Origin of the sequence: Methylobacterium brachiatum (assembly GCF_020523825.1) — a bacterium.
Taxonomy (GTDB): Bacteria; Pseudomonadota; Alphaproteobacteria; order Rhizobiales; family Beijerinckiaceae; genus Methylobacterium; species Methylobacterium brachiatum.
In genome coordinates this window covers 15933-36392 of sequence record NZ_JAJALK010000008.1, presented here as the reverse complement: position 1 = coordinate 36392, position 20460 = coordinate 15933, and the positions used below count along the sequence as shown (strand labels likewise).

The following is a 20460-nucleotide window of genomic DNA, read 5'->3' as shown; positions in this document are numbered from 1 at the left end:
CTTCGTTTCACTTCCCGGCCAGAGCCGCCGCCCAGATCAGATGGGCGACTTCCGGCCCATCTATGTCGTTGTGAGCCCCCGAGGCACCGTCGCCGTTGCGGATGTATCGGCTGGCCTCGACGTTGTAGATCCGGCCCTGTTCCAGACCGTACGACTCGTTTGCCGGCTTCATCGCGAGCGCGATCGCCTCGGGGTCGAGGCCTTGGGCACCGAACGCACCCAAGGCGCCGTAGCGAGGCGGTTCCCCGGCCGCGAATTCGATCTGATTGGCGACGCCCGCGGCGAGCGGATAGTACCGGCCCACCGCCGTGTCGTAGATGCTGCGGGTCGTCACGATCGGGCCCTTTACGAGCCGGTCGTCGAGCAACCCCCGGAAATATCCTTGACGTCCGACGGCGTCCGGAATCTCTCCGCAATAGGACCAGTGCGAGAGGGCTCCCTGGATCAGAGCGAGCGAGGCGACGCTCTTCGCGCTGGAATCGGCCGTGCCGCGTCCACAGAGCATGCCGGAAACCACGATGCAGCCGAAGCTGTGACCCATCAGGTGTACCCGCGCCGTGGTGCCGGCGCTCGACGACTGAAGCTCGCGTAGAAGCGCGTGCATCCCGCCCTCGCCGACGATCTGGGCCCTCGATTTCATCTTCCAGAACGACAGCTGCCGCAACGGAGCGAGAATCCCGCCGAGACTTCGGGAACCGAATCCGAAACTCTCCTCCTCGAGCGAAGCCTCGAAGTAGACCTGAGGGTCGAACGGTTCGCGATCGCCTCCGGGGGGAGCGGCGACGCCGGACGAGCCCATTTCCGTGAGCAGGCCGTCGATGTCGCGGTAGGCCGAATCGGCATCCGGCGGCAACCGGTCGGCGGCCGGATCGAGCGCCGCTGCGCGGAATACGGTCGCGATCCGTTCCCTCAGTCCCGGACGGTCGCCGAACCTGTCGACGTAGAGTGCGATCGGATCCGCCGAGCCGTCGAACGCTCCGGCGCCTGAACCGAGTTCCTCGTCCCCCCACGGTTGACTCGGCCAGTGGACACCGATGCGGAACGGCTTGAACTTGGGTCTGCGTTCTTCGGCCTCGCTCCGATCCGGACTGCGGTCCATGGCGGCAATCCACCGATCGTATTGATCAAGCGACGCGGGGATGTCGCCCTTCCAGCCGTGACATAGGATGAAGATGTCGGTGGGCCGCTCGGACGCGATATCGTTGAGCACCTTCCGGGAAAACGATCCGTCGGCGGCATCGGGATCGTCCGTCCTCTCGCGCCCTTCTGCATCGAATGCGAGGAGAGCGTAGCGCGTTCCCGCGCCCGCGATCGTCCGGTAGGGCATGGCGTCCCCTCCCCTCCACCCGTCAAGCTTGGCGGTTGCACCGCGACGACACCCGGTCCTGCGACCCCGCGAGGTCCGCGCGCACGTGCGATGCAGGATCGCGGAGCCCGACACAAACGACGGGTTCATGCGGGGGTTCCCCGGTCCGCAGACGAGCGGCCCGACGACGTGGTCTTTCACCCGCCGGAGGGCGGATCCGCGGCGAGAGCCGGTGCTGGCACGCCGACACGATCCCCCGCACGGCGCGCTCGGCCGCCGGACGCCGGCGCAGGGGTCGTACCGTCGCCGGCCGCCATCGTGCCGGCTTCGGCATCGGGCCGTCGCGTGGGCGGAATCGGCTTCCATTCGGATCAACGGGCGTCGGTCGGGTCGAACGGCTTGGACTTACGATCTCGCATCGCTCCGATGGACCGGCCCGGGTACGCATCGCCCGGCCTGCCGAGTTCGCGAACTTCCGGCCCCCCGACAATCCGATCCCCATTTCCCGTCGGCGGGCGCCCCTCAACCCAGAGTCGCGCTCGGAGCGGTGCCGCTTCCCATGATCGAAGGAACGGCCGTCCTCTCCGGTTGCGGCGGCGGATTCCCGGAACGGGGCCGATGATCTCCGCCGCAGCCTTCCGCGTCCTAACCCTTCGAAGGAACGCTCAAATCCATTGCCAGGCGATCGATCGGGCAGCGCGGGGCGGAACGGGAAGGAGTCGGGAAGGAGCGGAGGAAGCCGATCCGCACCGACGCTTCGGCGTTCCCGCTGTGCGGCGACGGTTTCGGGCCACGGGTCTTCTGACCTCCGTTTTCCGGTAGTTCGTCCGCACCCGCCAAGGCGACGAGCATGGCAAGATCCACATCGGCGGAGTACTCACGCACATGCTTCTCGAACCTGCCCGCTGCGAGTCTCGGGTCTCCGCCCTGCCCGATCATCGTGCCGACAGTCTTCGCAACCACTTTGCAGCAGAGCTCTCGGATCCCGGACGGCTGTCCTCTCTGATGATGGCGACGCAACGATCTTTCCGACCTTTCCAGGCCGCCTTCGATGAGAGCCACCGCGCCTTCCATGCCTAGCACGACGAAGTAGGTTTAGGAGCGGCACAGCGCTGTTTGGCCGATTGGTCTCGGATTTGCCGGTCGCTCTTTGGCCGCTCTCGGGTTCCGCCGCCGACGTGCCTCCCCGCGGAAGGTGCACTGGTTTAAAACGGCGCGCGGGCCGAGAAGCTGCCGGTGCAGCCGGACCGCATCCCGGCGGATGTGCCGAGACGCCGACGCTCGCCGCGCACGCGCTCGGCGAGCATGAACAGTCCTCCAGCCGAAAGGCTGGGTTGTGCGCTGGACTCGAAGCCCTTCGGGTCGGACGCGCGCACGGACGCCGCCAAGCTGACGACGCTGGCGGGGGTCTACGCAGCGCAGGACAACGCACACGGGCAACCGGGGATCTGACTGTGGTTGCATGCTCCTTATGTCGGCATGGAACCTGGCCCGCGACGTCGCGTCGAGCTCGGGTAGTCGGTGTTCGGTGGAATTCGGCCGGTGCGGAACGCCGCAAGCCACCGGTTCGCCGCCAAGGCACTCCGCAGCAGTGTCGTCGATGCGGAAGCTGATCCGCCCCCTTGGCCAACGGGTCGGATCGTGACGGATCCGTCCATGGTTGGAACGGCCGTACACAGGAGGCTTTGACGTTTTCGGAGAACCAGGTGATCTGAAGAAGGGTCCCGTCCGGAGACCCGCATGTCGACCATTCATGTCAACCGCCTCGAAGCGCCCACCGGGGTGGCCCGCAGGGTGCTGCGCGAAGCTGCCTTGCGTATTCTCGCCCTGCACGGATGCGACGGCCCACAGACGCCGATGAAGAAACGGGCCGTCCGTTTTCAAGGCTTCTCGATTCAATACTACGTTGCGGAACCAGACTCGATATCGCGGCGTGGAGGGATCCGATGGAACACACCATTCGGGGCCAAAGCGGACGAGTGTCAACACGTCATGGATATCGAGGTCGGCGAGCACTTGCTCGGAATCGGTTGGAGAGGCGATGGACCCATCGTGCACGATCGGTTCGTGCGCGGACCGTGGGAGTTGGAGCTCCTACGCGCGGCAGACATGGCGGACGACATCCCGTGCATGAACCGGGTCGCCCCGGCCGCCCCGGAACGATCGAGTCGAAGAGTCTGGCCGCTCGAGGCAATCGTACGGACCGGCCAGGGCCGCTTGCGCCGTCCGGTTGCATTCGACGTAATCGGATACAAGACCTGCTGGCCTGCGACCGCACCAGCAGGCACGAGTTTTTCCGAACTGGTCGACCTGGTGAAACACTATTACGATGCATCCCGCAGCGCAGATGGGGCGGTCACAAGCGCGACCGGGTTCTCCAGCTTCTCGATACGCGCCCGGTTGGGCGAACGGACTTTCAGACGGAGCGTTCCGATCGGAAGACCGGACCTTCGCTACTGGATAGCTCCTCACGGCGGCGCGAGGGCGGCGGCATCCCTGCTTGTATTGTCCGTCGTCAGATGATTTGAGACGAGTCGGGAAGCTCAGGAACGGAGGCTCTGGTCCATCTGGATTGAGAGGTTAGGCAGCCTGCGCGTGATGGCGCAAGCGGCGGTCCATGAGGGTCTGGCGTTTGATCTGCGCCCGTTCACGCAAGATGGCCTCTCCGCGACCGAAGTAGACGTCGGCAGGGGTGAGGTTGCCCAGGCTCTCGTGAGCCCGAACATGGTTGTAGTGCTCCACGAAGGCGGCCACACGCGCCTCGAGTTCGCCGGGCAGGTAGGCATGTTCGAGCAGGATGCGGTTCTTGAGCGTCTGGTGCCAGCGCTCGATCTTGCCCTGCGTCTGAGGATGGCGGGGCGCACCGCGGATGTGGGTCATGCCCCGGCTGCCGAGCCAGTCAGCCAAGTCACCCGCGACGTAGCTCGATCCGTTGTCGGTGAGCAGCCGTGGCCGATGCACCACCTGCACCTGATCGAGGCCAGCGGCGGTCAGCGCCAAGTCGAGCGTGGCGGTGACGTCGCCGACCTGCATCGTCGTGCACAGCTTCCACGCCACGATGTAGCGCGAGAAGTCGTCGAGCACCGTCGAGAGATAGTACCAGCCCCAGCCAATCACCTTCAGGTAGGTGAAGTCCGTCTGCCAGAGCTGGTTGGGCGCGGTGGTCTTGTCGCGGAACTCATCGGCGGCTTTGACGACGATGTAGGCCGGGCTGGTGATCAGGTCCTGGGCCTTGAGCAGGCGGTAGACGGTGGCCTCCGAGACGAAGTAGCGCCGCTCGTCAGTGAAGCGCACCGCCAACTCGCGGGGGCTGAGCTCCGGCGCCTCCAGCGCGAGGGCGACGATCTGATCGCGAACCTCGGCGGGCAACCGGTTCCAGACCCGGCTGGGTCGGGACGGGCGATCCGCCAATGCCTCGGGGCCGCCGCGCTGAAAAGCGTCGTACCAGCGGTAGAACGTCGCCCGGGTGATGCCGAGCTTCTCCAGGGTGGCGCACACCGGCAGATGGGATTGCTCGACCAGCCGGATGATCTCCAGCTTCTCAGAGGCCGGGTACCTCATGCCTCGTCGCCCCCAGCCCCGGTCATACTTTTTTTGAGCAGGCGGTTCTCCAGGACGAGATCGGCCACGACCTCCTTCAGCGCCCCGGCCTCCCGGCGCAGTTCCTTGACCTCATCGGCGGTCGCGGCTCGGGCTGTGTCGCCAGCCAGCCGCTTCTTGCCAGCTTCCAGAAACTCCTTGGACCAGCCGTAGTACATTGAGGACGCGATGCCCTCGCGCCGGCACAGCTCGGCGATGCTGTCCTCACCGCGCAGGCCCTCCAGCACGATGCGGATCTTCTCCTCGGACGAGAACTGCCGACGTGTGGCCCGGCGGATGTCCTTGATCACGGCTTCTGCCGGCTTCCGCGCCGGCCCGGATGTCTGTTTCATCTTCGCTCCTGGGGGCTACGATGAACCAGCCATCCTCTGTTCGTGAAGAGCCTCAATCTGTCTCAGGGGTGCTGACGGCGGACAGTCGACGTCTTGGTAAAGACCGCGACCTTGGCCCCAATCCGATTCGCTTAATCGTTCATACAAAGGAACGAGAAACGCAACAGCTTATTGCTTGCGTCTGCAGCTATAGCGCACTCGGCAGACCATCGTCATCTTGGTCGGCTGCCACATAAGTGTGTCGAAGTCAACGGTTTCACAAAAATAAATATGTCGAGTCGACCATAAGGAACGGATTTTCGAGCTGGTCGAACATTATTCCTTTGTACCGAAGGATCAAAACATCAAATTTCGTGTTTCATTCCTTCAGATGTGGTTTCGTCAGTGGGCTGAGTGCACCCGTGAGCATTCCTTCGACATCTGTTAGGATGTCGCGTGAGTGTCGAGTGCGCGGGTACAGGGGACCGATTTTTCGGCCGATAAAATTGTTCGGTTTCGGGGGTGATTCGCCTCGTACAGAGGACGCTTGAACCGGCACTTCGGGTGCAGTTTTCTGGCGCGACGCGAATCACTCGGGCGCCGAACTTCAGCCTGGGCTTTCCCTTAACGGCCGTCGTCCAGCACGGGCGCCTGGTCCGCTTTAACTTTGGCGAGAAGACCGCCGATATGCTCGAAGCTATTTTGCGGCCGCCGGTTGCCATCGCGATCTGAAAGGCTGTTCAGACGGATTATTGTGTCAGGGCATAGCATCAATCCCAAGTCCAAAATCGAAAGCCCAAGGCATACAAGCGCCAGGATAGTATCGATCGGATCGGCTGAGGAATTCTGGATACAATTCGTTAGTTGGGATATGGGCAATCCACTGGGGTGTGCAGCCAGCCGCTCGAGAACGCGCAGCCTGTTACTGGGCGAAATTGGTGTTCGCCTGGTTGACCAGATGGCTCTAGCGTTAGACAGTGACGGTTCGGATAAAACGACGGACCGTTTCACAAATAGATGACTGTCTAAGAATTGAAGCTGGTTGAAATCTTCATCGCGCATGGCAGTCAATTGAAAAATCTCTCCGCCGCAATCTATGAAGAGATTTAAGCCGCCGTTAGGCCATTTGGTGCTGCAAGGACTTATTCCCGTCACGTATGGATTAAGAGTTAGTTGTATCAAGAGATCGTGGTGCCACCGCGCAGGATATAAGATCGGCGCTGATGTTTTGAAGGATCGAAATCCCGGCATCTGACCGGTATTTTTTGTCGTTTTAATGTATGGTCGGTCTGACAAATATGCTGATGACATGTCATTGACCCTCGAATGCAGCATCGGGTGTGCGACAAGATCGCTGGAAGCGCAATCCGGTACTCTGCAGTCGTCAGCCGTTTGGAATATCCCTCTATCAAACCGCGCAATCCAAACCGCGCTCGGGGAAGTCGTTTCCATTCGTCTCAACGAGGCTTGCCGCATGATAGAGGCAATATTTGCAGGCGCAATATGATATCTTTTCGGTGGTATTGCGGGTATCTCGAGCAAAACTTGGACCGAACAGATTTTTATTGTGAATCTTTTAATGAAGATGTGCATTCATATAATATTTAGCCAGCTAATAGGATTCCTTTTAATGCGTTCTTCCTTTAGCTGTTTTCTTTGATCCAAATTGTGATTGCCTGCTCGAATTCAGTTCCGCGGCCTAATTTTTCCGACTCCTTGCTTAGTCGATTAATGACCTTCACGACCTTGTCCGTAAATAATGCTGAAGAGATGTAGCCATCAGAGGCAGCTGCGTCAGGGCCAAATGGGAGTTCCAAGCTGGTCAACATGTCCAGAAGGTAGCTGACCTCCGAGGGGGGGCCACGATGCGCCCAGTAGTGAACCGTACGGAGCGCCACGCCCAACTCAGCCGCGAAACCGGTCTGGGTCCGGCGCAGCAGACGTAGGCGAGCCTTAAACTCTTCCCCTGTCATTCGATCTCGCGCGAGGAGGCAAGCCGCAGCAGATGCATCAGCCGTGCGGCACCGGCGCCGTTGCCGCGAGCCCACCGAGGCATGAGTGTTCCTTCCACTATATCGCGCTGGCAGTTGATTTCGAACTCCCTCCAAGCCAGACGGCCTCCAAACTGCCGCTGGTGCCCGGTGTGCGATCGGTCCTACCAGCGATGCCGCGAACACGTTTTGCGCGATGCCCAAATGGAAGCGTAAGTGCAGCAGATGCCAGACAGCTTGACCCGCCTATTTCGGCGCGTGTCACAACTCTTCTTGGTGTGTAGGGAAAATTATCCGTTTCAGACAGATTGCCAAAGTCGCTGCTCAGCTGGGAATATTGGTCTTGCTCTGCCCGAAATCTCGGGTCCAATCTATGGCGCGCTTGGTGAAATCCGGCGCCACTACTTGAGGTGCGCGACAAACCGCTCACACTGACCGGGCCATTCCGTAACGCGGAGGGATGCGCTCGTGGCAGGTCACCTGCCCGCAGCATGCGACTACGTGCTTCTGAGTTCGGCACGCACCCACCACGCGTTGCCACCGTATTGGTCTCCGACGCCATTCTTTCAGGTCCCCGAAGAGCCTGACGTTTGTACGAATGGGACGTAACGACACCATATTTGTCGCTCCTTAAGCGATGCCTCCCTTGTGGATATGTGCCGGTCGGCGCTGTTTTTGTTCATTTTTTGTTCTATAAACGTTCGTCGCCTGGTTTGAGGCGATCTCCTGATGCCGACGCCCGCCGAGCGCTCCGATCCCATCGAGCCAGCCGCGTCGCTGCAACCAATCCAGCCATCACGCTGACGGCCGGCGCCGCTGCCCGGCCGCGGGAGATTTCGTCATGTTGCCGACCTTAACGAAGCTGAACGACCAGCATCCAGACGCTAAGCCGTCTGATGCGCTTGCCCGTGCGTTCCTTCGAACCCTGGCACAGGAAGAGCGCAAGAACACTAAGTTCAAACGCGAATTCAGCTCGGATCCCGATTGTGACGACAGTAGCGACGATCCGGTCGAACTCATCCTCGCCCAGACCGAGGGCGAGAAAAAGGCCGAGCACGTGCCCATCCCGGCAGACCTCGCCGCGGTGGCCGTGCTGGTCGCTCGTGCCATCGAGGCCGAGGACGGCCTCGTTCGTCGTCTGCGGCGCGAAGCCCCGGTCGTTGTCATCACCACGCACATGCCGGATCTCGTCGAACCGGTGCGGGACGTCCTTGAAAAATGCGCCTTCCGACCCGGCGTCCGGGTGATGGATCTGAGCGGCAACAGAGCGGTCGCTCTGAAACCGACGCAGGCCGGCCTGCTCGTCCGCGACGGCTCGCAAAAGGAGCACAGACCCGATACTGGCAACCTCATGGTGGCCTCGGCGCTCCATGCGCGGGTTCCCATCGTTGGATGCGCACCCGATCCGATCCGCCAACTGCCGCGCGATTTCCTGCGCGCTGCCGAGCATCGCATCGCGCTCCCCGGCTTGGATCAGAGCACGCTCGACCTCATCATCGAAGCGGTCACCGGGGAAAGCCCAGCACGGCAGATTGATCCCGAGCTGGTTCGCACCCTCGACATCGCCGATTTGCCGATCGCATTCCGGGGTGCTGCCTCACCCGATGCCTGTATCGATGCAATCGCCCGGGTAATCGCAGCCAAAGCCCACTACCTTCAAACGGGTCCGACACTCGAGGAACTTGACGGGTATGGTGCAGCCAAGGATTGGGGCCTGGCAGTTGCTGCTGACCTGCAAGCCTATCGTCTCGGTCGCCTCGCCTGGGCCGAGATCGACAATCGGGGTTTGCTGCTGTCGGGCCCGCCGGGCGTCGGCAAGACCAGCTTCGCCCGCGCCCTGGCGAAGTCCGCTCGGGTTCCGCTGGTGGCGACCTCGGTCGCGGAGTGGAACGCATCGGATTACCTCTCCGGTACCCTGCAGGCGATCCGCAGAGTGTTCGCCCAAGCCCGGACCCAGGCGCCTTGCATTCTGTTCATCGACGAGCTCGACGGCATCTCCGACCGCGCACAGATCCGCGGCGAGCACGTCCAGTACTGGACCCAGGTGGTGAACCTGTTCCTCGAATTGCTCGCCGGCGTCGAAGAGCGCCCGGGCGTGGTCGTCGTCGCTGCCACGAACCACCCGCAGAACATCGATCCAGCCGTGAAGCGGGCGGGGCGCCTCGATCGCGAGATCGCGATCGAGCGGCCGAACACCACGAGCTTATTGAAGATCTTCCGGCATCATCTCGGCGCCGAGGCGCTGGCCGGAGATTCTTTGATGCCGCTCGCGCTCGCCGCGCGCGGCAAGACCGGAGCCGATGTTGAGGCGTTCGTGCGTCGAGCCAGGGGGGCGGCGCGCCGTGCCGGGCGCCAGATCGGCCTCGACGACATCCTGGCAGAGATCCGTCAGGGGCGGCTCGCGATGTCCCCAGACGCGCGACGACGCTCCGCCATCCACGAGGCGGGTCACGCGATCGTCGGCCGGTCGCTCGGCTGCGGAGCGCTCGTAGACCTGTCGCTCCACGACGGTGGTGGCCAGGCCCAGTTCGAGTACCCAGTCGACGGTGCTTCGACGCTGCCGCAGCTCGAGGCGACCCTCGCGACGATGCTCGCCGGACGCGTGGCCGAAGAGATCGAACTCGGTGGCGTCTCGATCGGCAGCGGCTTCGGCCCGGGATCGGATCTCGCCCAGTCAACGGCGCTCGCCCACGGCATCGACCTGCAGTTCGGGCTCGGCAAGCTCGGACCCTACTACGTCGACCCGGCCGAACGGCATATCTTCCTCGTAGGCGGGCTCGTCGAGACCGCTTCCGATCGGCTGCGGAGGGCTTACGCGCGGGCCCGTGCTGTCCTGGAAACGCAAACGACGGCGCTGCGGGCGATCGCCTCGGAACTTGCCGAGGTCGGCTACCTCTCCGCTCAAGACATCGACCGGATCATGCTGGATCACTCGGCGCCTGCGAGCTCGGCCGGAACGCCGGTACCGGCACTCGACATGGGGGCGGCCTGATGTTCGCGCTTCCTCCTGAGGCATTCGAGATCGGCGACCTGCAGCCGCTGGCCGAGGCCATCGAAGGCCTCTGCGCGATCCTCGACGGCGACCGTGAGGCTGTCATCGAAGGCTTGGCCGAGATCCTTAGACGACGCACTGCGTTCGAGGCTCTGAAGCGTCACACCCAATCCAGCCGCGACGCCTTGAAAGACCTGCGAGTCTAAGATCGGAGGCGTGTCGCGGCGAGGACGTTCGTTCCCCCGCCCCGCCCGACCACGCCTCCGACTGTCATCCACCACAAGCCAACCCCGAATCTCACACTCGAACCGGCCACATCGCGCGCCGGGGCGGCGGAGCATGTCCATGTCTGTCCTGAACCAAGGGCCCGGCCCCTTTCCCCATCTCGCGGAGATCGCGCGGAAGTACCGTGCCATCGCCGACGACCTCGATCGCATCGCCCGCGGCCGGCACCCGGGTCAGGATGAACTGCGCGATGCGCCGAGACTGTGGGAGTGGCGGGTGATCGCGTACCCCGTCCCCCATCTCGTCGGAATCGTCCTCGGCCATCCGCTGCTCAGGGACGGCGAGATCTGGACGAGCGAGCTCCTGACCTACGATCCCGAAAGAGGCTACGCCCGCACCCTGTCGAGGTTCTATCGGCTGGAATCGCCATCGTCCGATGGGGACTAATCCCCTCCGGGATTCCCGAGGCGCTCTCCGTCGGAGCGGATACCGGTTCGGCTTTAGCGAGCGCGTCGAATCGAGGACCAAGGGATTCTAACGCAGCGCGTGGTCGGCGTCCGCCCGCTCGATACTATCGCGAGCGGCGAGGCGAATGCCGGTAACGCTCAAACCCTCCGTCGCCGCACGGTCGAGGATCTTCCGCCGCGTCGCGATTGCCTGCGCCGGGTCGGTGTCCCAGATCACCGTCCAGTCCGGATGCGGCATCTGCAGCAGCCGCGAGTGGACGATGTCGCCCCGTCCTGAAGCACGAGTTCGGCGTTGGCGAAACGTGCGCGGCGGCTCGGCGTCAGGAGACCGCCGGCATAGTCGGCGTGGAGATGGCTTAGCCAGATCGTGTCAACCTGATCCAGCCGTGTCCGTCGCTAGTGCAGTGACGCGGACAGAGGATTCACGCGTCCGATGAGACGTGCGAGTCTGGGCCATGGCTCAGACGGTCTGTGTGCTTCTCGATGCGAGCGATGCGGCACGACTGGTTGCGATCGCCAGCGACCGCTCCCGCCCGCTCAAACATACCCAGCGTGCCCGCATCGTCCTGCTCTCGGCCGAGCGCTTTTGTGTCCAGGACGTCGCCCGGCGGGCGGGCGTCAGCCGCCCGGCCGTGTGGCGCTGGCAGCGGCGCTACGCCGAGGCTGGCGTCGAAGGTCTGCTGCGCGACAAGACGCGCCCGCCCGGCACGCCGCCCCATTCAACCGAGACGGTGGCCGAGGTACTGGCGCTGACCTGCTCGGAGCCGCCGGGCGAGGTCACCCACTGGACCGGCCGGGCCGTGGCCCGCGCGGTCGGGATCTCGTTGCGTGCCGTGCAGCGGATCTGGGAGGCTCACCGCCTCCAGCCGCATCGGCTGCGCACGTTCAAGCGCTCGCGCGACCCCGCTTTCGCCGCCAAGGTCGAAGATGTCGTCGGCCTCTACATGGCCCCACCCGCCCACGCGGTGGTGCTGTCCATCGACGAGAAGAGCCAGATCCAGGCGCTGGAGCGGACGCGCCCCGACCGTCCGCCTGCCCCCGGCCATCCTGCCGCCCAGACCCACGACTATACCCGTCACGGCACCACGACGCTCTTTGCGGCCCTCGACGTCCTGGCGGGCACCGTGCTCGGCCGCTGCATGCAGCGCCACCGGAACGGTGAGTTCATCCGGTTCCTCAACGCCGTCGAATCTGCTGTCCCGTCCGGCAAGGCGATCCACGCGATCCTCGACAACGTCGCTACCCACAAACATCCGAAGGTGCGCGCCTGGCTCGCCCGGCACCCGCGCTGGACGTTCCACTTCACCCCGACTTCGGCCTCGTGGCTCAACGCGGTCGAGGGCTTCTTCTCAGCGCTGACCCGTCGTCGGCTGCGGCGAGGCTCCTTCACCGGCGTCGTCGATCTGCAGGCGGCGATCAAACGCTACATCGCCGAGCACAACCAGCGCGCCAGACCCTTCGTCTGGACAAAGCCCGCCACCGATATCCTCGAAGCCGTCGGCCGATCCCCTGAACCATCCGTCTGAGTCAGTGCACTAGACATTCGTGCCCTTGCTGGCGCGGCGGGAGCGATGCGTTTTCGCGCCCCTGTCGGCGCGGGTCGGATCGATCGGCGACAACCGACAGGGCGGCTGGTACCCCTACCGGACCTCGAAGTCGGCGCTGATTCAGATCCTGCGAACGCTCGCGATCAAGGTCGCAAGCAGCCGACCGAAGGCGATTGTAGTCGGCATGCATCCAGGCATGGTCACGTCCGGCTTGTCGCGGCCCTTCCGGCCGGAGTCGACGGCCATCGGCCTCTGTCACCCGAGGAGAGCGCAGCGCATCTCCTGCGCGTGCTGGATGACCTGTGCTCAGCGACACCGGCGGCGTCTTCGCTTGGGACGGCTCGCCGAGCCCCCCCTGAGCGCGGTCTCGGCCCGAACAGATGGCCACGACGTCATGCGATTGTGTGGAGCCGGAATTGCTTACTACATGCGCCATCAGCCGGTATTGGCCTAACGCCCGAAACCAGACATTCGGGATTGCGCCCAACCCGGCCATTCAGTCGGCCATTACAACGTCCCGTAAGCGGCCCCTCGGCGACCAGCGCGGCTAGCGCCCGGAAATATCCCTGCCCAAGCACGCCCGGCATCAGGGTCGACAGGCAGGTCGCCACCGCGCCGTTGCGGTTTTCAAAACTGTGCGCGGTGCTGCGTAGCATGAACAGGGTCTAGCTCGGACGGAGCGCATGCGGCTCGCCTCGCGGCATTGACGGTGACGGTCAGGCTGTAGACGGTTCCGTCTCAGGCGCGGCGATAGTGAGCGACGGGCATGTGGCCGTGTGGCGGAGCGGTCATCTCGAACAAATCGAGGCGACCGTTCATCGCGTACTTGGAGCATAGGAACTGCACCGTCAGCGGCCCGATACTGATCTCCTCGGCCATGTTGTTCCTCGATCCCAAACCCGGAGATCAGGGTAAGACAATCCGACAGCCCTTCACGGACCTGGCACGCCCCCTTTCCGCCCATCCCTCTACGCAGCCCGTGCAACCAAGCGAACACGGCGCCGCCCATCGAGCGCCGTTGTGTCCGAGGATCAATCCGCCCGCGTGATCGGCCGCGCGAAACGTTGCTCCAGCACCTCGGCCTCCCATTGCCGTCCGGGCCGCTCCTCTACAAGCCGGAAGCCGTGCGACTCGTATAGGTGACGGGCGGCGTGAGGGCCCTGGAATGTCCACAGGTGGACGGCGTCGAAGGCCTGCCGCTCGCAGAAGCCTGGGTGTCGCGCTGATGGTCGGACCGGCCGCGCTGTCGGGGATCGGCGCCGGCTTGCTGGCGCAATTCGCCGTGCTTGGCGCGGCCTTACCGAAGGGGCGCGATCCTTGCGCATCGCGCCCCTTCGGTGGGCGTTAGGCCGAGAGCGCGACTTCGATTTTCGGGAAGTCGATGTCGGTCTGAGCCACGTTGTTGGTGAAGTTGGTGAGCACGTTCAGCGCGACGCCGGCGATCACCTCGACGATGCGGGCGTCGTCGAGGCCGGCCGAGCGGGCGCTCGCGAGATCGGCATCGCTGACTTGGCCGCGCGCCTCGACTACGCGACGGGCGAGAGCAGCGACCGCGTTGTCGACCGGGTCCTGCGCCTTTCCGTGGCGCGCGGCCAGGATGTCCTCGGGCGTCAGGCCCGCGCCCTTGCCCATCAAGGTGTGGGCCGAGAGGCAGTAATGACAGCCGTTTGCCTGCCCGACAGTCAGCGCGATGATTTCGCGCTGCTTGGCGGTCAGGGCACCGTGGGTCAACGCGTCGGAGAAGGCCAGGTAGCCGTTCAGCGCGGCGGGCGACCGCGCGAATATCGTGAAGAGGTTCGGCACCATGCCGATCTTGCCCTTTACAGCCGAGAGCGTCGACTGGACGGCGGGATCGGCATGGGCGGGGTCGATGGGGGTGATGCGGGGCATTGGAAGATGTCCTTCACTACGTCCGTGCGGGTTGCACCACAGCTCTATGAGCGACTACGCAGCATCGAAGGTGTCAGGATCATTGCCGATCGTCCCATTGGCGAGGTCGAGATGGACCATTTCGCGGCGCTGTTCGCTCACGCCGCCCCCACGGCGCGGACCTTCTTCACGGGCAACCTCTGCCAGACCGAGGATTTTGGCGATGCAGGCCACCTTCATTTGATGCAGGCCGGTGCGCTGCGGCTTGTGCTGGCGGGGCAGGACGATCTCGTCATCGACGAGCCGACGCTCCTCTTCCTACCCCGTGGGCGCCCGCACCGGTTCGTGGCTGATGCCGAACGCGGGGCGGATCTGGCCTGCGCCACTGTCGACCTCGGCGGCAGGTTCGGCAATCCCATCGCGCATGGCCTCCCCGAATTGATCGTCATGCCGCTGAGCCGCCACCCGGTGCTGGTGCCGACCTGCGCGCTCCTGATTGCTGAGGCGTTCGGCGAGGGAGATGGTCGCCAAGCCGCGCTCGACAGCTTGTTCGCCTACCTGCTGATCGTCGTCGTGCGCGACGTGATGACCCGGGGCCTGATCCAGGGCGGCGTGCTCGCGGGGCTGGCCGACCCCCGCCTCTCGCGCGCCTTGACCGCGATTCATGATCGGCCGCGCAAGGCGTGGACGCTGGACGACCTCGCCGAGGTCGTCGGCATGTCGCGCACGCGCTTCGCCGCGGCGTTCAAGGAGGTCGTCGGTCAGACACCGATCGAGTACCTCACGCGCTGGCGCATGATGATCGCGCGAGGCAGCCTCGCCAAGGGGCGGCCGGTCAAGCGCGTCGCCGCCGAGGCTGGCTACGATAGCGCCGCCGCGTTCAGCCGCGTGTTCGCACGGGTGACGGGCGAGAGCCCGCGTGCCTTCAGGTCGAAGGGCGAACACTCAGACGATGCGTGAACGCTGGCGCGAACATCGGAGCCTGTTGCCCCTTCGACAGCCCCGCATCTGACCGAATTAACAGGTCGCTCACGAACGCCTCGGTGAGCCTGTCGGCGCGCAAGCCCGGCCCATATGATCAGATCGGGAGCACGTCCGGGCTGAGTTGCCGCGTCATCGAGGCTGCGCTTGATCGGTTCCACACGCAGAGCAGCACGAACGCCGCCGCAGGGAGCACCCACTCAAAGGGAGGAACCGCGGGCCCGATGGGGATGAGCGAGGGACCTGCATAGGCGGGAACGGGGAGCGCGCGGATCATCGTTGACCTCCAGCGAGGCTGTAGGTGGTTCAGCAGCCGGTGCAGACGGCCGTGCGGATCAGGTGATTGAGCCTGCGGCTCTCGGCGTCGAGGGAGGGCTTGGTGCCAAGGCGTGCATCGAGGGCGGCACCGGCCGGCTTCGTGACACCCGAACGGATGATCTGCCGGAACAGCGGGCCGGCGGCGGGAGGCGGTATCACCCCGGTCTGCACGGCCGGCTCCGATGGCGCGGATATGGCGAGGCGCCCACGGGCCACGGCGTTGCCCTGCAGGCCGAGGGTGAGGAGGAGCGTAGCGGCGATAGCGGCGGTAGGCTTGGTCATGGGAGACCTCCTTGCATTCGCGATTGCTCGGAACTCGCACAGGCCTCGCTCCCGGTTACCCTCCGCGGGTGCGTCCGCGCACCAGAGCGGCACAGCGCTCACGGTAGGCCGACCGCCGATTGCATCATCGTGAACCGCGCCGGGATTTTCGGAAGCTCCCACTCTTGAGAGACCGGAGCCATTATGAAGCATACTCCACCATTTTCCTCCGACGTCCGCGAGCATGCGGTGCGGATGGTACTGGGGCACCAGGGCGAGCACGCCTCGCCGTACGGCGCGATCCGCTCGACCGCCGCCAAGATTGGCTGCTCGGGTTAGACACTGCTCAACTGGGTGAGACAGGACGAACGTGACCGGGGCGTACGGGGCAGGCCGACGACGGACGAGCGCGAGCGGATTAAGGCGCTCGAGCGAGAGAAGCGCGAACTGCAGCAAGCCAATGAGATCCTGAGGAAGGCAGGCGCGTATTTTACCCAGGCGGAGCTCGACTGCCGGTTCCGGCCATGATCGCCTTCATCGACGATCGCCGCACCTAGCTACGACCTCGGCCAGCCCCGGCTCACAGCCCGCGCAGGGGTTGATATAGATCAAGGCCTATCGAAGAAGACAGCACAGCTTACAGTGAAGCTACGGATAGCATCCGAGACTCCATGGGAGAGCTTCGCCCATGTCTCTAATCAAGCGCGATGGCTGCCACTCGACCCGGCGCGGGTCCAAATGCGAGCAACCGCCGGCCTTACGCCGCGGGCGAGAACACTGGGTGGTGCGCTGGATCGGAGCTGCCAAGCGTCGAACTAAAAATCCGATCGAGAGTGCTCCGATTGAGACTTCTGGCGCTCGCATCATTCGGCTAAGCTGTGCTGATACCTTCGGCCGACCGGTATGCCCTGAAGTCGCCAGCATGATTGCGCAAGTGCTGCCCTTCCAGGGCCAATAAGGCGCGAACAATCTCGCGCGCCACGCTTGACTGCCGATCAGGCGCTCTTCCGTGCCTTGCGCTGATTGACAAGTCCACCATGCGACCCGAGCCCGCTAGCCCTCGCGAGAACTGAACGCTGTGCGGCGTAGCTCGGCGCGACCATCGGATAATCGGCCGGGAGGCCGTAACGCTCGCGATAAGCGCGGGGATCAAACCCATGAGCGGTGAGGTGGCGCTTGAGCGTCTTGTAGACCTTGCCGTCGATGAAGCTCACGATCCCATCATCCCGGATCGACTTGCGGATCTGGGCGGGCGTCGGCTTCGCGACCTCAGCGTCTGAAGCTGCAGCTCCTACTGCGGTGGCTGTACCCAGGTTGGCGACTGCCGAATGCACCTGTGCAATCAGAGCCGGCAGCTCGGTAGGCGGCACAGGGTTGTTCGAGACATAGGCTGAGACGATGTCGGCGGCCAGACCGGTGAGGTTGAGACCAGCTTGCTGTGCTTCTTCGCTCACGGCGTTCGTTCCTGTGTACCCCTCGATTTTTGCGGGATGGAATAGGAAAGGCGCAAAAGCAAGTCTATACATTCAGTTGCACGCAATCGACCTGCCATCTCACCGGCATAATGATCTGCAACTTCGGTCAGCATTCGGCTAAGAGGTAGCTCCTCTGCGCAACCTCAGGGCGTTGCGCTGCCATCTATGATGTCACTGCGTTAAGAATATTGAGGGATGTCACTGAAATCGATGAATGTTCGCTCATCGTTGCCGTGCGAACATGACCACGCTGGAATACGAGCATCGTTCTGGCGGCGCCAATCGCACTCGCAATCCTCACCGTTGTAGCGTAGCTATTTCATGTGGCGCCGCCGTGAAACGACCTTTCCCCCGCACGAGACGATCCTGTCGGAAGTGTCACGCTGTAAGCAGACAGTCGATTGCCATCGCGCGCGATCGAGGCTAGCTCAACCGCGCTGGGAACCGTCTCAGCATGTGAACCTTGGAACTCCGCCCGGCGATCTCCCCCGATCGACCGGGTTTTCTTTCTGACCGGAGCGTCGATCAGAAGGGTAATCACTCGGCGGTAAGCGCTGGCAGCAGCTGTCGCGGGCGCGCCGCCTCATAGACCACGGCGTGAAGTGCGATCAAGTATATGCCCGCGATGAGGATTATAACGCCGACGCCGACCCAGTCGTGAATGGGCGGATCGTGGCTACTGCGGCGCGTGACGCCCGTCAGGACGCCGCACTTCTCACATATCCTCGCAGAGGATCGGAGCCGTTGTCGGCATGCTGGGCACCTCGTAAGCAGCATGAGCCTGCTCCCTGCTTAGGAAAGGCAAGATGCACCCCGCGCTCAGTTGCGTTTTGATCTGAATCAACGGCTACGTTGGGCCGGCGCGCCACTAGCTGTAATAATATTACGGTTAGAGCCCGGAACTGCGGCGGCACTTCAGCCGGCGACTTCGCTGCTCGCCGCAAGCGCGACCGCCCGGACATAGCCGAACGCGTCGAGAAAGGCCGCCTACTTCCCGGTGCGCCGCGTCACGGACGGCAGCGGCGGCCCTCGCGTGGTCGCATCCCGCGCTTAGAACCTGCGGCGGCCGCCGGCCAAAACCTCGGCTAGCCAGTGCCAAGCGATCAATCAGCCCCGTTCTTGGTGGCCGTTCCGCCGTACCAAATGAGGTTTGGGCCGAACGGGGGCCGGGGCCGCGAGGCAGCCGAACCCGTGTGAACCACACTTCGTCGAATCGCGGGGTCGTACGCACGAGCATTTGACGGCCGCAGCCGAAGCTCATGAAGAACTAGCGGATGACAAAGCATCTTCGGTTCAAAGTGGATGGTTGACACGCGCTGTCGTCAGGTCAGAGTTATTTCGTCCAGTCGCCGCTGCGTCAGAGCAGTGTCCCGTCGGATCCGAGCTCAGGATCGAGTTCAGGGTCGGTTTTGGGCGTTTCGAGCCTGGTAAGCGCGTAGCGTAGCGCGGCGATGGCGCGCATCCGCCGCACGGGCTCGATCGGTACGAGTAAGCACACCGGTTTGGACGGCGCGAAGATCGCAATGGTCGTGAGCATCGACCTGTCGTGATCGGTAACGGTCACGACGATCGCTTGTCTGCCATAACCGCTGCGGCTTCGGTCGTTTGGAAAGGAGACGACGTTGCTCATGCTCGGCCATTCTGCGGCGGCTGTTCGACACCGAGTGCTGAGGTGACGCTCAAGGAGATCCTATGTTCACCACCCAGCATCTGCGTGCATGCGTTGTTGCTGCCGTCGCAGCCAGCATTTCGTGCCATCGCGCCGCGGCTAAGGGCAAGATATCCGACCGCCAGCTTCTTGTCGCAACGTCTCACCAATAGGATCGTACCGCCCAAAGCCAACGGGCGACGATCACACCCCGCAGCAGGTTGAGGCTCATACCGAGTAGATCCTACGATCCCTTGTTGCGAAAAAGTTCGTAAGCGGCCCGGTTCAGGGCAGTATAGAGCCGGGCCGCTGATCGCATCGGGGGCGACCGACGATCTGTCCGCGCGGCCTTGGGCAGGGCGCCGTTCGAAAGTCGCGTCCTGCCTCTCTAATCATTTGCTGGAATGCTTGTGCGCGTTGGCCGTATGGCGATGCGCGTGTTCGGCATGCTCGTGCGCGCTGGTGGAGTGGCGCTTCGCCTCTTCCGCGTTGCCGTGAGCATGGTGATGAGCGGCTTCGTGGTGATGATGAGCCGCCGCGGCATGGTGCGTCGCCGCAAGCATGTGATGCTCGTGAGCGGGATGTGAGTTCATGGCCATGATCGAGACCCTTCGTTGTCAGGCTCCGGACCGCTTCGCGAAGGTGCGCTCCGAGGCGTGCTCATTCGGCGCGGCCGTGATGATGTCGCTGATTCCGGTCTGCGGTCGCTGAGCAATTCAACGTTCGACGCACTGGATGCGTTGACCTGCATCAAGGCCGCCGCGCGTAGAGGGTGATCGGATTCCAGTATGGAAGATGGAGGCGAACCTCATGGCGCAGAAATTAGATCGCTTGGCTCGGGAAGCCGATGAAATTTCCACCAAGATTGAAGGAGCATACGAGAAGCTGATCAACAAGCTGCAATCCAAATCTGATAAGGCGCGCGCGAAGATGAGCAGCAATCGGACTATCAGTACGCGGAATATGTTAGGACAGCGCGCCAAACTTTATGCTGAAGCTGCGCAGGAGATTGGCGCCTGCTTGACCAAGCGACGCATTGCGTCGGGAGACACGCCACACGTCGACGGCAAGAGGGCAGGCTCTCGCGATGCGACAGTCGAGCGCCTCAGTTGAATATACCAGGCTGGAGCTAAATAACCCGCTTGATCGGGGTCAACCACTCTTCACCAGCTCTGCCCTTCTGCGGAGAGCGGCGGACCGTTACATCCCGCAGCTCCGCGAGGGCCTCTGCTCGTGATGGTGAAGCGTTCGACACGCGCAGGATGTTCGACGACGAAAGCTACCGTAGACCGAATGCCGCGCGCTTAGCGGTCGGCGTTGAAGCCGCCGTGGGGCTCAAAGCAAGACCATGGCTGATCAGAAAAGAAAACGAGCGGCACTCGAGCGGCACGGTCGCGCTAAGTCCTTGTTGGCGGGACCAGACAGTCGTCCCGTCCACACCCCGACTGCACAGCTGTTGCCGCGCATCA

At 63.5% G+C, this 20460-nt stretch carries 17 protein-coding genes and 2 pseudogenes; 10 read left to right on the top strand and 9 right to left on the bottom strand.

The genetic code is table 11. The annotated features are described in order from the left end of the window. Positions 1–7: 7 nt before the first annotated feature. The gene (locus tag LGR69_RS18145; protein WP_043388023.1) at positions 8–1327 is read right to left on the bottom strand and encodes a hypothetical protein; all 1320 of its coding nucleotides are present in this window, start codon (positions 1325–1327) and stop codon (positions 8–10) included. A 1719-nt stretch (positions 1328–3046) separates the two neighbouring features. On the opposite strand from LGR69_RS18145, the gene LGR69_RS18140 reads away from it, so the two are divergent. After that, complete coding sequence (locus tag LGR69_RS18140) at positions 3047–3829, top strand: hypothetical protein (RefSeq protein WP_139239595.1); 783 nt, start codon at positions 3047–3049, stop codon at positions 3827–3829. A 57-nt stretch (positions 3830–3886) separates the two neighbouring features. On the opposite strand, the gene LGR69_RS18135 is transcribed toward LGR69_RS18140, so the two are convergent. Beyond that, positions 3887–5238 (bottom strand): IS3 family transposase gene (locus LGR69_RS18135; RefSeq protein ID WP_230366882.1). Its coding sequence is split into 2 segments (ribosomal slippage): positions 3887–4900 and positions 4903–5238, totalling 1350 coding nucleotides; the frame shifts between segments, so codons are not numbered across the junction. A gap of 501 nt (positions 5239–5739) precedes the next feature. On the opposite strand from LGR69_RS18135, the gene LGR69_RS18130 reads away from it, so the two are divergent. Next, the gene (locus LGR69_RS18130; RefSeq protein WP_043388260.1) at positions 5740–5949 is read left to right on the top strand and encodes a hypothetical protein; all 210 of its coding nucleotides are present in this window, start codon (positions 5740–5742) and stop codon (positions 5947–5949) included. A 911-nt stretch (positions 5950–6860) separates the two neighbouring features. Here LGR69_RS18130 and LGR69_RS18125 read toward each other — a convergent pair. Next, entirely contained in the window at positions 6861–7190 is a 330-nt protein-coding gene (locus LGR69_RS18125) for a helix-turn-helix domain-containing protein (RefSeq protein ID WP_139239616.1), read from the bottom strand. An 859-nt stretch (positions 7191–8049) separates the two neighbouring features. Here LGR69_RS18125 and LGR69_RS18120 point away from each other — a divergent pair. The 3 genes from LGR69_RS18120 (at position 8050) to LGR69_RS18110 (ending at position 10872) form a co-directional block, all read left to right on the top strand. Next, complete coding sequence (locus tag LGR69_RS18120) at positions 8050–10200, top strand: AAA family ATPase (RefSeq protein ID WP_051976328.1); 2151 nt, start codon at positions 8050–8052, stop codon at positions 10198–10200. Beyond that, positions 10200–10406 (top strand): hypothetical protein, encoded by a 207-nt coding sequence (locus LGR69_RS18115; protein ID WP_043388259.1) that lies wholly within the window; start codon positions 10200–10202, stop codon positions 10404–10406. Before LGR69_RS18120 ends, LGR69_RS18115 begins: the two co-directional genes overlap by 1 nt. Before the next feature lie 139 nt (positions 10407–10545). Beyond that, positions 10546–10872 carry a DUF6634 family protein gene (locus LGR69_RS18110; RefSeq protein ID WP_043388257.1) on the top strand — a complete coding sequence of 109 codons (327 nt, stop codon included), beginning with the start codon at positions 10546–10548 and terminating at the stop codon, positions 10870–10872. 87 nt (positions 10873–10959) lie between these two features. Here LGR69_RS18110 and LGR69_RS18105 read toward each other — a convergent pair. After that, positions 10960–11279 (bottom strand): annotated as a pseudogene (locus LGR69_RS18105) (hypothetical protein); the annotation flags it as partial. A gap of 68 nt (positions 11280–11347) precedes the next feature. On the opposite strand from LGR69_RS18105, the gene LGR69_RS18100 reads away from it, so the two are divergent. Beyond that, on the top strand, positions 11348–12418 hold the full coding sequence (locus LGR69_RS18100) for an IS630 family transposase (RefSeq protein WP_170867530.1): 1071 nt from the start codon (positions 11348–11350) through the stop codon (positions 12416–12418). Positions 12419–13177: 759 nt separating this feature from the next. On the opposite strand, the gene LGR69_RS18095 is transcribed toward LGR69_RS18100, so the two are convergent. Together LGR69_RS18095 and LGR69_RS18085 are read right to left on the bottom strand one after the other, a co-directional pair. After that, positions 13178–13318 (bottom strand): cupin domain-containing protein, encoded by a 141-nt coding sequence (locus tag LGR69_RS18095; RefSeq protein WP_158713311.1) that lies wholly within the window; start codon positions 13316–13318, stop codon positions 13178–13180. Positions 13319–13783: 465 nt separating this feature from the next. After that, on the bottom strand, positions 13784–14329 hold the full coding sequence (locus tag LGR69_RS18085) for a carboxymuconolactone decarboxylase family protein (protein WP_043387826.1): 546 nt from the start codon (positions 14327–14329) through the stop codon (positions 13784–13786). Between the two features lie 6 nt (positions 14330–14335). On the opposite strand from LGR69_RS18085, the gene LGR69_RS18080 reads away from it, so the two are divergent. After that, positions 14336–15268 carry a helix-turn-helix transcriptional regulator gene (locus LGR69_RS18080; protein ID WP_230366881.1) on the top strand — a complete coding sequence of 311 codons (933 nt, stop codon included), beginning with the start codon at positions 14336–14338 and terminating at the stop codon, positions 15266–15268. A 327-nt stretch (positions 15269–15595) separates the two neighbouring features. Here the strand turns inward: LGR69_RS18080 and LGR69_RS18075 are convergent, their stop codons facing one another. After that, positions 15596–15889 carry a hypothetical protein gene (locus tag LGR69_RS18075; protein WP_043387824.1) on the bottom strand — a complete coding sequence of 98 codons (294 nt, stop codon included), beginning with the start codon at positions 15887–15889 and terminating at the stop codon, positions 15596–15598. Between the two features lie 183 nt (positions 15890–16072). Here LGR69_RS18075 and LGR69_RS18070 point away from each other — a divergent pair. Next, positions 16073–16419: pseudogene (locus LGR69_RS18070) on the top strand (transposase); the annotation flags it as partial. A 444-nt stretch (positions 16420–16863) separates the two neighbouring features. Here LGR69_RS18070 and LGR69_RS18065 read toward each other — a convergent pair. Beyond that, positions 16864–17322, bottom strand: coding sequence for a Ros/MucR family transcriptional regulator (locus LGR69_RS18065; protein ID WP_230366880.1), 459 nt, complete (start codon positions 17320–17322; stop codon positions 16864–16866). A gap of 1378 nt (positions 17323–18700) precedes the next feature. Then, the gene (locus LGR69_RS18060; protein ID WP_139239584.1) at positions 18701–18973 is read right to left on the bottom strand and encodes a hypothetical protein; all 273 of its coding nucleotides are present in this window, start codon (positions 18971–18973) and stop codon (positions 18701–18703) included. 443 nt (positions 18974–19416) lie between these two features. Between LGR69_RS18060 and LGR69_RS18055 the strand changes: the two genes are divergently transcribed. Together LGR69_RS18055 and LGR69_RS18050 are read left to right on the top strand one after the other, a co-directional pair. Further along, the gene (locus LGR69_RS18055; protein ID WP_158713310.1) at positions 19417–19578 is read left to right on the top strand and encodes a hypothetical protein; all 162 of its coding nucleotides are present in this window, start codon (positions 19417–19419) and stop codon (positions 19576–19578) included. Between the two features lie 223 nt (positions 19579–19801). Further along, a complete protein-coding gene (locus LGR69_RS18050) occupies positions 19802–20104 on the top strand; it encodes a hypothetical protein (protein WP_179778341.1) in 303 nt (100 codons plus the stop codon). The last annotated feature ends 356 nt before the right edge of the window (positions 20105–20460 follow it).